The following is a 14,600-nucleotide window of genomic DNA, read 5'->3' on the forward strand; positions in this document are numbered from 1 at the left end:
GCACTGTCATTATAGCGCTTTCAAAAGATATAATAAATGAACAAATCATAGGGAAAATGAAACAAATTATAGAGAAGATTGTAAAAGAATCATTTTGATCTGAGGTGTGAGACAGAAAAACGAAAAATAGCTGTTTTAGGTTGCCATCTATCATGATTTCAATAAATAAACAAAAAAACTTACAGGATTGAGTAGTATACTCCAATCCTATAAGCTGTGTTTTCATGCTCTATTTACTTCTTACTTGTGCCAATTCATCTGGTGTCATTTGGCGATACTCTCCTAAAGCTAAATCTTCTGGCAGAAGAAAATTCCCCATACGTATCCGTTTCAAGTAAGTGACTTCTTTACCAACGGCTTTTACCATCCGTTTGACTTGATGGAATTTCCCTTCATGTAAGATCAAGCGGATACGAGAAGTGATTGTTTCTTCATCGACTGAGTCAATGAACAGTTTTGCAGGCAGTGTCTGTTCATCTCCATCAATGAGTAATCCTTCTGCAAATGCTGACACATCTGCTTTCGTCATCACACCTTTGACCTCTGCCAAGTATTCTTTTTCTACGTGTTTTTTAGGAGAGAGTAATTGATGTGAAAACTGTCCATCATTGGTCAGGATCAACAATCCTTCTGTATCTTTATCTAACCGACCGACTGGAAATAGATCTTCCCGAAAATCTTCATCAGAAAGTAAGTCGATGACGGTTTGATCATGATTATCTTGAGTTGCTGAAACTACGCCAGCTGGTTTATTCAAGATATAATAAAAATCTTTTTGATAATGTAAGGATTCATCTAGATACATCACCGTGTCTTCGGTTTCTTTCACTTGATATTTATCACTTTTAATACAGTTTCCATTGACTGTGATCAAGCCTTTTTTGATCAGCCCTTTGACTTCTTTGCGGCTGCCAAGACCGATGTCAGCTAAAAATTTATCTAAACGCATGTGATTGTCCCCTTTTCAAGCAATGCCTGTCTTATTTGATACGTAACCGTCGGCGTAAACGAATCATCCCTTGACGTCCTAATAACTTATCTGCGAGACGAAGCTTCAGTGCCAGATACGTATAAACCAAACCACCCACTCCGGCGACTAAAACAATTAATATTAGTGATTGGAACTTACTGTCTTGGCTCAAGAACATCCCGAAAATCATTTTCGTCAGCCCTGCTGCAAGGAGCATCAACAGAGTAAGAATAAAAATCAATAAGGTGCGACGCCATACAAATTTCCGATTGAAGCGAGCCACTTGATGGATTTTCTTTAGTATCAGTGAACAAGAAACGATAAAACCAATCATCGTTGCGAGCAATGGTCCATATACTTCAAAAATACGGATTGCTGGATACTGCAAGACTAATTTTACGAGAAACCCAACCAGTAAGTATTGGATCGCCGCTTTGTTTTCAAACATCCCTTGAAGCATATTCGATACAAGCATATAAAGTCCTAGAAAAAGACCGACAAAACTTGCTTGGATCAATACTTGGCTTCCTAATTGATCTGGTGTATAAAATAAAGTATTCAAAGGGTATGCCAAGAGCATCACACCACAGGTTGCAGGAAACATAATAAAGGAAAACAACTGTAAATTACTGCTTGTTAATTTTGCTAGTCCACGACGATCCTTGATCGTTACCGCTTCCGTGATCAAAGGTAAACCTGTCGCAGCAATCGACGTCGCTAAAGCAATGACGACCATTGTCAACTTGTCAGGATTCGCACTGAAAATTGAAAAAAGATCCAATAATTGGGCATTGGAATATTCAGTGGTATCCGACATGATTTTAATAAATGTAAATTGATCGACTAATTTAAAAATCGTGATCCCTGATCCTACGATGATAAAAGGAATCGCTTCTTTGATCGTATCCAACAATAATTCTTTCGTGGCAATGGTCACTTGGTTTTCACTGTACTGCACACGAGCTGCTGTATACGCTTGATGTTTCTTCAAAAAATATAATAAGACAGCCAAGCTGACGATCATCCCAATAAATGCTGCAAAAGTCGATTGGGTCACCGCAGTTACGTAGTCCCCTGACAGGACTTTCATGATGATGAATGTAGAAAGCAACAGATAAAATACGCGCGCAATCTGCTCAACGATTTGCGAAAGTGCATAAGGCATCATTTCCTGATTCCCTTGGAAGTATCCTCGAATAACACTCATACAAGGAAATACTAATAGTGCTGCACTTAATGAGCGCATGATTGGAATCAATTCTTCCCCACCACCAGAGGCACGAGCTAACCAAGGCGAAGCAAAATACATAAATCCTGCAAAAAACACCCCTAAAACAGCCATCATTTGCATTGCTCGTAGAAACAACCGGTGAGACGTCCCGTATTCATTCAATGAATTGTAACGTGCGGTTTGTTTCGCAATGGCAGCTGGAATCCCCGCAGTTGAAATCATTAAGAATAACGCATAAATATTGTACCCCATATTGAATAATCCATTGGCAGCCTTTGCATTTTCGCCCATCCAAGCATACCAAGGAATAATATAGACTGCGCCCAGTAATCGAGAGATCATATTACTTGCAGTCATCCAAGCAGAACCTCTAGCCATTTTCTCTTGAACTGTCAAATTTTCTACTGCTGGTTTTCTTTGATTAGTCATTGATCAGATTCCAACTTTCTTCAAAACATTACTCATATTTTAAGTGTAAATCCACAAAGTAGCAATCTTTTTATCGGCTTTTTTTATTTTGTAGCGGTTGCAGTTTTTACGTAATCACTGTTTTATTTCAATCACAGGATGATCTGGTTCTCTATCTTCGTTCTTTCGAAATCATCGCTTTTTCATTTTTTTCTAAGTTGCTATTTACAACAGTTGCACATTTTTTTGCATAATCACATTTTCTATTAAAACCTTCTGTTTCGAATTTAGGATATAATTTTCTACTATTTTGATCAGAGGTAACTATAGCGTCTCTTGTCTTTCCATCATTCGTTGATTTTATAGGAAACATTTTGCTTGTAGGTACAGTCTTTTGAGATGAACGCTTGCTAGGAATTAGTTCTTCTGCAAATTTACGATCTATCTTATTTAACACATGCTCTAACGCTGCTGCTCCTTTAGTCGGTTCTCCCTCTTTAGCTAACGATGCTTGCATCTCCGGGTTAGTTTCTACATGTTGTATCAAATCAGCTAATACAGATGGATTTTTTTCTCCTGCTTGTCGCAGATACTTTGTGATAGCTGGACGGCTAGAAGGGGATTTTTCTGCAAATTTACGATCTATCTTATTTAACACATGCTCTAACGTTGCTGCTCCTTTAGTCGGTTCTCCCTCTTTAGCTAACGATGCTTGCATCTCCGGGTTAGTTTCTACAACATGTTGTATCAAATCAGCTAATACAGATGGATCTTTTTCTCCTGCTTGTCGCAGATACTTTGTGATATCTGGAAATTTTTCTGCAAATTTACGATCTATCTTATTTAACACATGCTCTAACGCTGCTGCTCCTTTAGTCGGTTCTCCCTCTTTAGCTAACGATGCTTGCATCTCCGGGTTAGTTTCTACATGTTGTATCAAATCAGCTAATACAGATGGATTTTTTTCTCCTGCTTGTCGCAGATACTTTGTGATAGCTGGACGGCTAGAAGGGGATTTTTCTGCAAATTTACGATCTATCTTATTTAACACATGCTCTAACGTTGCTGCTCCTTTAGTCGGTTCTCCCTCTTTAGCTAACGATGCTTGCATCTCCGGGTTAGTTTCTACAACATGTTGTATCAAATCAGCTAATACAGATGGATCTTTTTCTCCTGCTTGTCGCAGATACTTTGTGATATCTGGAAATTTTTCTGCAAATTTACGATCTATCTTATTTAACACATGCTCTAACGCTGCTGCTCCTTTAGTCGGTTCTCCCTCTTTAGCTAACGATGCTTGCATCTCCGGGTTAGTTTCTACATGTTGTATCAAATCAGCTAATACAGATGGATTTTTTTCTCCTGCTTGTCGCAGATACTTTGTGATTTCTGGATTCATTGTTCTATTCCTTCTTCCATTTTTTATTTAAATAACAAGTTTTAAATTGAAAAAAGTTAAATTGTTTTCCTTACCCTCCTTTTAATGTTTTGTTTTACTGAGACTTTCACGCTCCGACCAAACGTTTATCTTCGTTCTTTTGAAACCGGGTGGCCCACCTTTTTAGTTAATGAGGTATTTACTGCCTGTGCCACTTCATTCGCCGAACGAATTTTACGTGTGAAGTATATCGGACTCTCTTTCGCAGTCAAAATAGACTTTTTGGTCCTTTGTGGACTATGTAACGAATCACCTGTAACCTTTACATCATTAAATATGTTAGCATGTTTTGTCCTACTTGTAGTCGAGTCGCTTCGGCTGATTTCTTCTTTTGATCGTTGTTCATTGTTGTTTGTAGTGACGACTTGTTTCTTAATTTAAAGCGATTCCATCGGACTGTCGACCGCCTCTTATCATTCCCCATGTTCTTCTGCACAGTGACTGAATCGCTCGACCGATTAGCTTTATGGGTCTGAATCTTTGTTCACGATGAGGTTGATCTATCGCCTCATTAAATGAGTCTTCTTTGCGTACAAATTTGTTTTCTAGTCTGGCTATTACATCATCTTCTGGAATATTATAATGTGAAACTATATATTTAAAGGCTATAAGCTTCTCCTCTTTCGATAGATCCTTTTTGTTAAATAACTTTTCTCCTACTTCACGTATTTCTTCATCAATCATTTTCTATTCCTTCTTTCTTTTTTATTTAAGACTCGCCTTTTCAGATACTGTTAGACAGACCTCGTTTGTTTCTGTCCTTTAACGTTTTTTCTACTAAAACGTTAAAGCTGAGATCCAACGATTCATCCTCGTTCTTTAGAAACCACCGTCTTTTCTTTTTTTGAAAATAAGTTATTTGCCGTTTTTGCAGCTTCATTTGCCGAACGGATTTTACGTGTGAAGTATGTTGGAAGATCATTTAATCTCTTAGTGGAATGCTTCTCATTTTTTTGAATCGTTTTTGGCTTCGGTAACGAATGATCTTCAGCTGTTCTAGGTTCTTTCCTCTTTGTTGTCCTGCCTATTTTTTGGATTTTTTCAGCTATGTATGACAAAATTCTTCGTCGTTTTGATGTAGATTGTGGAGAGGTTGTTACACTGTTGTCTGTTTTTTTGGCTCGCTCTACTGAACCTTGGGCTAATTTGCCTCCACCGAACCTTTCCTTCGAGAATTGTTGAACATTATTTAAAGGGATAGTTTTATTAAGCTTTACCTTATTTAAAGCTGTTTCATTTAAAATTTGACCACCTAGTAGATTTCTCCCCATCCTGGTCATCATTCCCGGTTGTTTCCCACTGACTTGATCCGCTTGTTTGGCTTGTCCCCTAGGTATCAAATGATCTTGTGAACTATAGCTATCTTCTAGACTATAATAGATTGAGTCAGATTCTATACTATACATTGAACTATCCTCTATATGATGTTTTGAATGTAAAGATTCAACATCTCTGGTACGTTCAGCTTGCTCTGGTTTCTCTTTAGATAGACTATTTTTCTTTGATAACTGCTCTTTAAATCCGCTTGTCTCTTCAGGATTCATTTTTAGACCTTCTCTCTTTTTATTAACATCAGTGATTCTTTCGTAAAGTTGCCCTGATTTGTCATTAACTACGTAAAAATTCTTTTTTTGCTCTTTGCCGATTAGCCTTGCTTGCTACTGACTCATTTCTCCAATACGCTATTTTTTCTACTCTACAGATTGTTTTTTTAACGAACATCCGATTATCGGGTTGTCTTGTTTCCTGTAATGGCCGGTTTTTCTTATCTCTATCTTCGGAGAATTTTGTCTTATCTTGCTTTAGCTGTTGTTGGATATCAACGAAGAAACGTCCCTGCACGTTGCTATATTCGTTGTATTTATTGTTCGCTACTTTCTGTTGGGTACCAACTTTTTTCTGGCGAAAAATGGCCCATTTTTTTCGTAACCAATTATTATTTTGAAAACTTTTAGGTTTGTACGCTTGCCACATCTTCTTGTACTCTGATGTGTGCCACGGTGGATCAACTTCTTTTCCATCGTTAAAGAAAATAATTTTTCTTTCCAACTGTGACCAATTGCGATAGATATAACGAAGTTCATGATTGGTTACGTTGATAGTCGGCATTTTTATTCGAGGTTTAGTTAATACTCGTTTCATATCAAGTCCGTCTAATAAAAAATAGATAGTGACATTTGGATTTGTTTTTGCAATATCGATGCCAATTTTTGATCCCCTGACAGTGTGGAATACTGGTGAATACATTTTACCTTTTTTGACATATGCATATCGATGTTCACCTAAATCTACGTTAGGATCTTTAGCTAATTCACTGTAGATATATCTCCCTAATTCTTTGTTGTCAGGGATTTTCAATACACTAAACTCATTTGGCCGATAATTTTTAGAATAGGCTTTTACAAAAAAATAACGCTGAGCAACTGTTCCTTTATAAAGACGAGCAAACCAATTTTTATAGTTTTGTTGTGTGTGATAGTAATAATCTTTCCATAGTGGCCAATCTCTATATTCATGCTTGATATATTCAGGCCATTCATAGGAAAACTTCTCCCATTGTTCTGGTGTTGTTAATTTTGATCCTTTTGTCCTTAACATATCCCGTAAATAACTGATATAGCGATCAAATGAATACTGTAGCAAAGTTTCATCTTCTGCAACTGTCATATTTTTTAAGTAGAGTTTCCCTGCGGTCATTCGTTCAAAATAGTCAGCTCTTGTTGTCGACAATCCAAAAAATAAAATCATTTGTTTCTGTCCACTTTCCATATTCTACCTTCTTTCATTTTTACTTAAATCGTCTGTTCACGAAAATACGTAACAAAAAATATGCTATAATAAACCAAATAAATACAAAGTGAGGGATGATTCAATGAGCTTCTCCTTAGAAGATATCCGCAACTTATTGTTAAAAGAAAATCTGTTAAAAGAATTTGTATCACCACAGGGGTGGCATCTGTATGCTCCAGAAAATAGAGTATTCAAGAAATTAAGTTATGACTCACGTCAGGTCGATGCTGAGACATTATTTTTTTGTAAAGGATTAAATTTTAAAGAAGAGTATTTAACTGCCGCAATTGCTCAAGGGCTTAATTACTACGTGGCTGAAGAACCTTATGAGAACGAAGCTTGTGGCATAATCGTGACCGATATTCGCAAAGCAATGGCAATTCTTTCCATGGCTTTTTATGATTATCCACAAAACAAGATGCTAGTCATCGGATTTACTGGGACTAAAGGTAAAACCACCGCTGCATACTTTACCAAGGCCATTCTAGACCATACGACTAACTATAAAACTGCCCTGTTTTCAACAATGAATACCACATTAGACGGCAAGTCTTTTTTCAAATCTAATCTGACAACACCGGAATCACTCGACTTGTATCGCATGATGGCTGAAGCAGTAGAAAACGGTATGACACATCTTGTCATGGAGGTTTCTTCTCAAGCCTACAAAACGCAACGTGTTTATGGACTCACTTTAGATGTCGGGATTTTCCTAAATATTTCACCCGATCATATCAGTCCGATCGAACACCCGACGTTTGATGATTACTTTTATTGCAAACGTCAACTGATCTTAAATTCAAAAAAAGTGATTTTAAATCGTGAAAGTGATTACTTTGATTTATTAGTGGAAACAGGACAAGTCCACGGTATTCCTGCCATCACTTACGGACGAGCAGATACTACAGACGTTCAAGTGAAAAGTTTAGAAAATCAAACGCAAGCGTTCGAATTGATCACACATGGTTCTGAATTACCTGTTGAAGCAGAATATACGATCAAATTAGCTGGTGGCTTTAATCAAGAAAATGCAGCTAGCGCAATCATTGCAGCTACATTAGCGGGTGCTTCGATTTCAGATGCCCAACAAGGACTAAGAGAAGCTAGGGTTCCCGGACGCATGGATCAGTTGACCCATAAAAACGGCTCCCATATATATGTTGACTATGCCCATAACTATTTAAGTTTAAAAACATTATTAGCATTTGCTAAGAGTGAGCATCCTAATGGCCGTGTGATCGTCGTTCTAGGAAGTCCAGGAAACAAAGCGATTTCCCGCAGAAAAGACTTTGGAGAAGTCTTGTCAGAAACAGCCGATGTCGTTTTCTTGACCGCAGATGACCCTGCTTTTGAAGATCCGCAAAAAATTGCAGAAGAAATCCATGAAGCAATCACAAATAAAGAGCTTGCTGTCCATTACGAAATGGACCGTCCGACTGCGATCCAACTAGCATTAGCAGAAAGCCATCCAGAAGACTCTGTTGTGATTGCTGGTAAAGGTGTCGATGCGTATCAAAAAGTCGGTGGTGTCGATGAACCTTATGAAGGTGACTATGACATAGCAAAACGCTTGATCGAACAATGAAGCTTTCTAAAGAAGTACAGAACGCTTTAACTTAGACAGATAACTCTAGCTAAAAAAGCCAACTCCTTATGAGTTGGCTTTTTTAGCTGTTTATTCCAATATCTTTGAAATGATTTTTTATCTTGCCACATCAACTCATAGATAATCTTCTAAAAATCTCAGGCAATATCCAGTATACGCTTTATCTTTCCGATTCAGTTGGAGCTCGTTGCATCTTTATTCGAGACGACTCTCGTTTCTTCTGCTCATTTAATTCATCTGCTCGTTTAGCAAGTCCTATCGTCATTTTACGAAGTACCTGAGTGCCATTTGTACACATTTTCTTTTGTTCAGGACTGTGTATACCCGCTAGGAAAGAAGATACCTCCATTCCTTTAGACACTTTATTTTCCCGATTTTCGATATAAACTTGCCAATCTTTGACAAAGTCGCCTTCATGCCAAGGTGGTGGTATAATCCGACTTTTTGACATAAAAGTCACCTGATCTTTTATGATCGGCCATGATCGATAAGCATAGCGCAACATTTTACGAAGTTGTCCCATAGGATACATCCGTCTATTTGCTATATCTTTCATCTGTATACCATCTAAGATGATATAAGCTTTTATAGTGGGATAGCATTTTAGCATGTCTATCCCGATTTTCCCTCCATTTTCATCTAATTCTTTGATGAGTACTCTATCTTCATGCTTGTCTATGTAGTATAGCTCTGTCCCTTCTATCCCAATTTTATTCCCACTTTTGTCCCGTTGTATACCCTCTATTTCTATGTTGCCAGCTTGGATTGCACCGGAAAAACTATTGGTCAATTGATTCTTAGGGTTTTCTTTAGATGCAGCCATAAACTCTTTCCACAACGGTAAGTTGTCTGATCTTACATAGTCATTTATGCCGCCATTAGCAAATTGTTGCCATTGTTTCCTTGTTACCAGTTCATCCTTTCTGACTTTATCATAAATGATTCTTTTCACTTCATTATTATAAGTATCAATCATATAGGCTCGATGATCCTTTTCTTTTAATTCTCCTTTAAATCTATATTTCCCTTCATTCAACTCCTTAAATAGTCGTTCACATGAAACATCCAAACCAATCAATAATACTTTATCTCCATCTAATGGCATGACCATTCCTCCTCTTTTAAAATAGCGCTCTCTTGTCCACTCAGCACTGGCTTTTTTGATTGAAAGAATATTCGAATTGATATTTCCTCTTTCTTATGTATCTAAAAAATATAGTATTTTAAAAACTATATCGTCAAGGCCCTTTGCCTACGTGCAGATGCTCTCTTTTGCTCTGAGACATTATTTTGCTTTCCTATTGCTTCTTTAAGTAACGATTGCAAGTTTTTATGTTCATGTGCCCTCTCTCTTGTAAGGAATGTACTTGATTTGATATTTTCCATCGACTTACACGCTTGCTTGTTGAGATTCCATGTGAAACGCCGCTTTCGTATTTCACTATATTTCTGCCACTCCTTGACATACTTTCCTCTGATCCAAGGTGCTTTCACGATTTTTTTATTTTCAAAAAAAACGACTTTTTCTTTTAACTCATCCCAGTGCCGAAAAATATAACGCAGTTCTTTACATGTATAATCACTTTCGTAATGTCCGTAACAATTTTTTTTAGAGATATTGTGCATATTCAGTTTATCCAGTACAAAATATATCCTAACATTAGGACAGTAGATGGCTATATCGATACCGTTTTTACACCATCTTTCGATATGCTTATTAAAACTTTTTTTATCTTTATACTTGTTGCGATAGTAGAGTGCCCCCTTTTCCACGAATAATTTTCTTTCAGTTACTACTTTTTTAAATATATTCAACAAACGATTCTTAGGGTTCCATTGCATAGACAGCCAGTATCTTTTCCAATGGGGTAGATGCTTATACTCTTCTGATAATAAGCTAGGCCACTCTTTCTCAAATTCTTGCAGTTCTTCTACGGTCTCTAGCTTTTTTTCCGACACTTTACTAACGATCAATTCATGTACCTCTTTATTATAGCGTTCAATGACATATGCTGATGAACTTGATTCTGTCAGACTAGGAAATCTTTTCAGTTTCACTTTTCTCGAAATGACATCTTGGTAAAATAGTATTCGTTGATCATCCATCCCAAATAATAAAATATACATTTTATCTGTATCCATTCCGCTATCCCACTTTCTTACCCTTAAATTATTTTACAAGTACCTATAGAAATTGATGTTCCTCTTACTTTTCTGCTTGAACGGAATGTCTCCTTACTTTTGTTTGAGCTTGTTGTCTGATCCTCTGTTCATTTAGCGCACTTGCTTGCTTGTCAAACATTTCTACTTTTTCACGAAAGGCTGGACGCATATCTTTTCTCATTTTTCTGACCGTTTGTATGACATTCTCGTCATGAATTATCTGCATTAATTTATCCATTCGGTTTATTTTTGTCAGGGAAGAGGGAATGTTTTTCTGTTCCAGTTTAATTTTTTTGCGCTCAAAATATCTTTGCCAATCTTGAACAAATGCCCCCTTGATCCATGGGGGATCTACCTTTTTTCCGTTTTCAAAGAAAAGAACTTTCTCCCCTAGTTCTGAATGATTCTGGTAAATTTGTCGGAGTGCACGCAATAAAAAATCGTTTTTACGGAACTTCTTGGGGCGTAGCTCCACATTGTGTTTTGGAATTTTTGAATATATCCCACGCATGTCAATACCATCTAAGGAAATATAAATCGGGACATTCTCTTTTATAGCCATCTCCACTGCGATCTCGTAAGCTTGTATTTCAAGTCCTTTTACAGGCGCTTTCATTTTATGATCTTTATAACAGAAAAATTCATAATATAGTTTTTTTCCATCTGTATTTAAATTACCTGGTGATTGTTTGGTAAAAAACACTCCCATTATTTTATTTAATCGATTTATTTGATTTCCCCTCTCTAATCCCATCACTCGAAGATACTCGGGGACATGTGCTAACTTTTCGCCTTGTGATTCCAACAGTGAAGGCAATTCATTAGAAAAAGTCTCCCAATCTTTCCTTGTAATCAGGTTCCCTTTCTCAACGTGTTCCATCATCAACTTTTCGATTGCTTTATTACACGCGTCAAACATATGCGCCTTATAGTCCTTGTTGACGAGCTTCTCCTCAATTTCAGGAATTTTAGCTAACGTTTCACAGGCGTTCTCATGTCCAAAAAGTACTATTTTCCCATTGTTTATGGGTTCTTGATTCGTTTTTATTTCTGACTTTTCCGCATCCATTGCTTGCTTGATGTAAGCTTGCCAATTTTTGAGATAATTCCCCTCAACCCAAGGTGGGGGGACAATTTCTACGTTGTTTATAAAAAAAATCTTGTCTTTAAAATTTTTTAATTGCGAAAATTCTCGATAGATATAGTGAATCGATTCGCGCAAAATAGCTGTTTCAGAGCGATTGAAAAAATTGTAATCGTCGATAGCCCTTTGATTGAAATGACTTAAAGAAAATAAAATCGTGGTTTGATGATTCATTGCCATGTCTAGAACTGTCTTGTACCCATGTTCTTTCAGTAGATTGATTGTAATCTCATTTCCAACAGCATTGGTATAAAATAATCTTTGACCATCTGTCTGAAGATTTCCTGCTTGGATGGCTCCTTCAAAAACGTTTGTTAAGTGATTCTCAGGAGAGCGGTTCATTGACTCATAGTATTCAGAAAAATAAAGCAATTTTTTTTCATTTTGGGGAAATAGTAACAAAGGCAAGTTATCAGAAAAATCCTCCCAGTCTTGTAATGTTAGTAGTTTATTTCCCTTAACAAACTGAATGATCAACTTCTCTATTTCATTATTACACGCGTCAAACATTTGTACTTGATAGTCTTTACCCGGTTGGAATCGTTCCGATTCATTGGACTCAAATAGCCGTTGATACTCGCTGTTCTTCCCAAAAAATATAATTTTTAATTCATTTGTTATCATTCATTTCTCTCCTGTCCCCAGTGACACCTAATCACTCTATGGATCACCTTCACTGACCAAATATTTTTCCGTAACAGCCAATATATGCCCGAATCATCTAAATACATCACAAGGTGAACGCTCGCTGTCTACCGATTGATTTTTCCATTTTTTTCTGGATTTGTCCTTTCTCATTTACTTCTAAAAGTAGTGCTTTGAAAGATTTTAATTCATTTTTCTTCTTCTCTTTTGGTAAAGCATCATGGTTAAATCGTCCACAGATTTAGCGATTTCTCTTTTCCCCTTCTTCTTGCGATGCTCGCGATACTTTTGCCATTGGCGAATGTGATTGCCTTCAATCCAAGGGGCTTTTACAATTTTTCGATTTAAGAAAAATACAACTTTCTCCTTTAATTGATACCAATGTCGGAAAATATAGCGTAATTCTTTACAGGTATACTCACTTTTGTATTTTTTTGGCGATTTTTTTGCATGATTTCTTTCATTTTTATGCCATCCAACACGAAATAAATGAGAATGTTGGGATAGTACATGGCCATATCGATGCCATTTTTACAGCCTCTAGTAATGTGGTCATTACAACTGATTGTCTCGCCTGCTTCATTTTGAAAATATAACACGATGCCTTCTAGTCGAAGATTCTCATGAAAGATCGGATAATTGAACGTTGCCCATAAACAGTTCTTAGGATTCCAGTTCATACACTGAAGATATTGTTTCCAAAGCGGATGTTCATTCCAAAATCGGAATAACACAAAAAATAATTCTTCTATAAATAGACGCCATTGCTCAAAAGTCCGTAACCTTCCTGATCTTTTTCGTTCAACTACCGCCATATGTAGCCTATTATTATAATAATCAATGATATGTGCATGTTCTGATTCACCAGATAAGGTTGGATAGCCTTGTAGATCAACTTTATTACTCTTTACATCGGCAAAAAAAATTCACGTTTCTTATATAAGCCATAAAGCAAGATATCTTTTTCTGAATCCATTGATCTATCCCTCCATAAACTGGCTTTGTCTCAGCTTTCCCTACTTGTTCTTGTCCGCAGTACTTCCATTTACAGATCTGAACATTCAGCGCCCCCTCTATAGGCAGACGCTGGATGTCTAAATCCCTTCATTCTTTTTTCAAATCAAGATTGATCTTCTTCCATGATCGCGACCACTCGTGTCCAACCTGCACTTGCTTTTTTGATTTTTGTTGGGAAACAGCTTAGCTTGAAACCAGTGGATGGCAGTTGATCTAAGTTCGTCAATTTTTCAATATGACAGTATTTCTTTTCGATTCCAGCAAAATGACCTTCCCAAATAATCGAGGGATCGCGAGTCTGTTTAAATTCTTCCGCAATAAACGGTAATGGTCGATCCCACGACCAAGCATCCGTACCAACTAAACAGATTCCTTGTTCTAATAGCCAAAGGGTTGCTTCTCGTCCGACTCCACATCCACTGATCAAATAGTTTGGCGTCCCCCAAAACGGCGCAGCACCTGTCTGGATCAGCACGATATCTTTTTCTTTGAGTGTATAGTTGATATTTTTCAAGGCGTGTTGAAAGTCAGTGACCGTCAACTGATAGCCATTTGGTTTATCCGAAAAATCAAGCATGACACCTTCCCCATAACACCAATCAAGGGGCACCTCTTCAATGGTCCAAGCTGGCTGTCCATCATCCATCGTTGGATGATAATGATAAGGTGCATCCATATGAGTACCAGTATGCGTAGTGAGCTGGACACTTTCCATCGCCCAAGCTAAGCCATTAGGAAAGTCTTCCTTTTTTGCCGTTTCAAAAAAGCGTAACATATCCGGCACGCTTTTCTCGTGGTCTAAATAGTTGATCACCGGAATCATTTCTTGCGGATCACTTGGCACTCCATTTTCAATCGTGATACTTAAATCAATCAATTTCATTTACTTGTCCTCCTTTTTCTAAACCTCTTTATTTCATACTTATGTCTAGTATACGGAGGATTTCCCACATATTTGTCCTTTTTTTTCTGTTATTTGATATAAATATCAAGCATCATTGAGTTGCCATCGACCATTTTTACATCTTTTTATGACTGTCCATATATGAACCAGGCTATTCCCCTTATTTTTAGAATGTTGCACTTTTTACTATCTTGGCAATTGAAATGTCGCGGCTTGCTTTAAGAGGGGGAGCAACTGTTTTCTAATATTCCCTTGCCTTACTTTGATAGTGTTCTCCCTCTAGA

General features: G+C 37.2%; 12 protein-coding genes. 1 reads left to right on the forward strand and 11 read right to left on the reverse strand.

From position 1 onward, the window contains the following. Positions 1-229 precede the first annotated feature (229 nt). The 6 genes from IGJ95_RS13210 to IGJ95_RS13235 form a co-directional block, all read right to left on the reverse strand. Positions 230-949 (reverse strand): pseudouridine synthase, encoded by a 720-nt coding sequence (locus IGJ95_RS13210; RefSeq protein WP_023520477.1) that lies wholly within the window; start codon positions 947-949, stop codon positions 230-232. Between the two features lie 31 nt (positions 950-980). Then, positions 981-2,630 (reverse strand): putative polysaccharide biosynthesis protein, encoded by a 1,650-nt coding sequence (locus IGJ95_RS13215; RefSeq protein WP_010734149.1) that lies wholly within the window; start codon positions 2,628-2,630, stop codon positions 981-983. Between the two features lie 151 nt (positions 2,631-2,781). After that, positions 2,782-4,008: a hypothetical protein gene (locus IGJ95_RS13220; RefSeq protein WP_438762087.1), complete on the reverse strand. Its 1,227-nt coding sequence runs from the start codon at positions 4,006-4,008 to the stop codon at positions 2,782-2,784. A gap of 411 nt (positions 4,009-4,419) precedes the next feature. After that, positions 4,420-4,731, reverse strand: a complete 312-nt coding sequence (locus IGJ95_RS13225) for a hypothetical protein (RefSeq protein WP_062806069.1) — start codon at positions 4,729-4,731, stop codon at positions 4,420-4,422. Between the two features lie 122 nt (positions 4,732-4,853). Beyond that, entirely contained in the window at positions 4,854-5,591 is a 738-nt protein-coding gene (locus tag IGJ95_RS13230) for a hypothetical protein (RefSeq protein ID WP_062806068.1), read from the reverse strand. 64 nt (positions 5,592-5,655) lie between these two features. Beyond that, positions 5,656-6,816 (reverse strand): hypothetical protein, encoded by a 1,161-nt coding sequence (locus IGJ95_RS13235; RefSeq protein ID WP_062806067.1) that lies wholly within the window; start codon positions 6,814-6,816, stop codon positions 5,656-5,658. 103 nt (positions 6,817-6,919) lie between these two features. Between IGJ95_RS13235 and IGJ95_RS13240 the strand changes: the two genes are divergently transcribed. Next, on the forward strand, positions 6,920-8,422 hold the full coding sequence (locus tag IGJ95_RS13240) for a UDP-N-acetylmuramoyl-L-alanyl-D-glutamate--L-lysine ligase (protein WP_438762089.1): 1,503 nt from the start codon (positions 6,920-6,922) through the stop codon (positions 8,420-8,422). Positions 8,423-8,603: 181 nt separating this feature from the next. Here the strand turns inward: IGJ95_RS13240 and IGJ95_RS13245 are convergent, their stop codons facing one another. The 5 genes from IGJ95_RS13245 to IGJ95_RS13265 form a co-directional block, all read right to left on the reverse strand. Continuing rightward, positions 8,604-9,548, reverse strand: coding sequence for a hypothetical protein (locus IGJ95_RS13245; protein WP_438762091.1), 945 nt, complete (start codon positions 9,546-9,548; stop codon positions 8,604-8,606). A 125-nt stretch (positions 9,549-9,673) separates the two neighbouring features. After that, positions 9,674-10,585 (reverse strand): hypothetical protein, encoded by a 912-nt coding sequence (locus IGJ95_RS13250; RefSeq protein ID WP_438762093.1) that lies wholly within the window; start codon positions 10,583-10,585, stop codon positions 9,674-9,676. 64 nt (positions 10,586-10,649) lie between these two features. Beyond that, the gene (locus IGJ95_RS13255; RefSeq protein ID WP_438762095.1) at positions 10,650-11,930 is read right to left on the reverse strand and encodes a hypothetical protein; all 1,281 of its coding nucleotides are present in this window, start codon (positions 11,928-11,930) and stop codon (positions 10,650-10,652) included. Between the two features lie 833 nt (positions 11,931-12,763). Continuing rightward, entirely contained in the window at positions 12,764-13,210 is a 447-nt protein-coding gene (locus IGJ95_RS13260; protein WP_438762097.1) for a hypothetical protein, read from the reverse strand. A 305-nt stretch (positions 13,211-13,515) separates the two neighbouring features. Then, positions 13,516-14,295 carry a cyclase family protein gene (locus IGJ95_RS13265; RefSeq protein ID WP_062806061.1) on the reverse strand — a complete coding sequence of 260 codons (780 nt, stop codon included), beginning with the start codon at positions 14,293-14,295 and terminating at the stop codon, positions 13,516-13,518. Positions 14,296-14,600 lie beyond the last annotated feature (305 nt).

The sequence above is a fragment of the Enterococcus sp. AZ156 genome (genome assembly GCF_051714165.1).
Classification (GTDB): domain Bacteria; phylum Bacillota; class Bacilli; order Lactobacillales; family Enterococcaceae; genus Enterococcus_B; species Enterococcus_B pernyi.

Bases quoted from the DNA above. Each gene is read 5' to 3' on its own strand.
- IGJ95_RS13250 (WP_438762093.1), bottom strand. From the start codon at position 10,585: ATGGATACAGATAAAATGTATATTTTATTATTTGGGATGGATGATCAA.
- IGJ95_RS13230 (WP_062806068.1), bottom strand. From the start codon at position 5,591: ATGAATCCTGAAGAGACAAGCGGATTTAAAGAGCAGTTATCAAAGAAA.
- IGJ95_RS13235 (WP_062806067.1), bottom strand. From the start codon at position 6,816: ATGGAAAGTGGACAGAAACAAATGATTTTATTTTTTGGATTGTCGACA.
- IGJ95_RS13240 (WP_438762089.1), top strand. From the start codon at position 6,920: ATGAGCTTCTCCTTAGAAGATATCCGCAACTTATTGTTAAAAGAAAAT.
- IGJ95_RS13220 (WP_438762087.1), bottom strand. From the start codon at position 4,008: ATGAATCCAGAAATCACAAAGTATCTGCGACAAGCAGGAGAAAAAAAT.
- IGJ95_RS13215 (WP_010734149.1), bottom strand. From the start codon at position 2,630: ATGACTAATCAAAGAAAACCAGCAGTAGAAAATTTGACAGTTCAAGAG.
- IGJ95_RS13255 (WP_438762095.1), bottom strand. From the start codon at position 11,930: ATGGCAATGAATCATCAAACCACGATTTTATTTTCTTTAAGTCATTTC.
- IGJ95_RS13260 (WP_438762097.1), bottom strand. From the start codon at position 13,210: ATGGCGGTAGTTGAACGAAAAAGATCAGGAAGGTTACGGACTTTTGAG.
- IGJ95_RS13210 (WP_023520477.1), bottom strand. From the start codon at position 949: ATGCGTTTAGATAAATTTTTAGCTGACATCGGTCTTGGCAGCCGCAAA.
- IGJ95_RS13225 (WP_062806069.1), bottom strand. From the start codon at position 4,731: ATGATTGATGAAGAAATACGTGAAGTAGGAGAAAAGTTATTTAACAAA.
- IGJ95_RS13265 (WP_062806061.1), bottom strand. From the start codon at position 14,295: ATGAAATTGATTGATTTAAGTATCACGATTGAAAATGGAGTGCCAAGT.
- IGJ95_RS13245 (WP_438762091.1), bottom strand. From the start codon at position 9,548: ATGCCATTAGATGGAGATAAAGTATTATTGATTGGTTTGGATGTTTCA.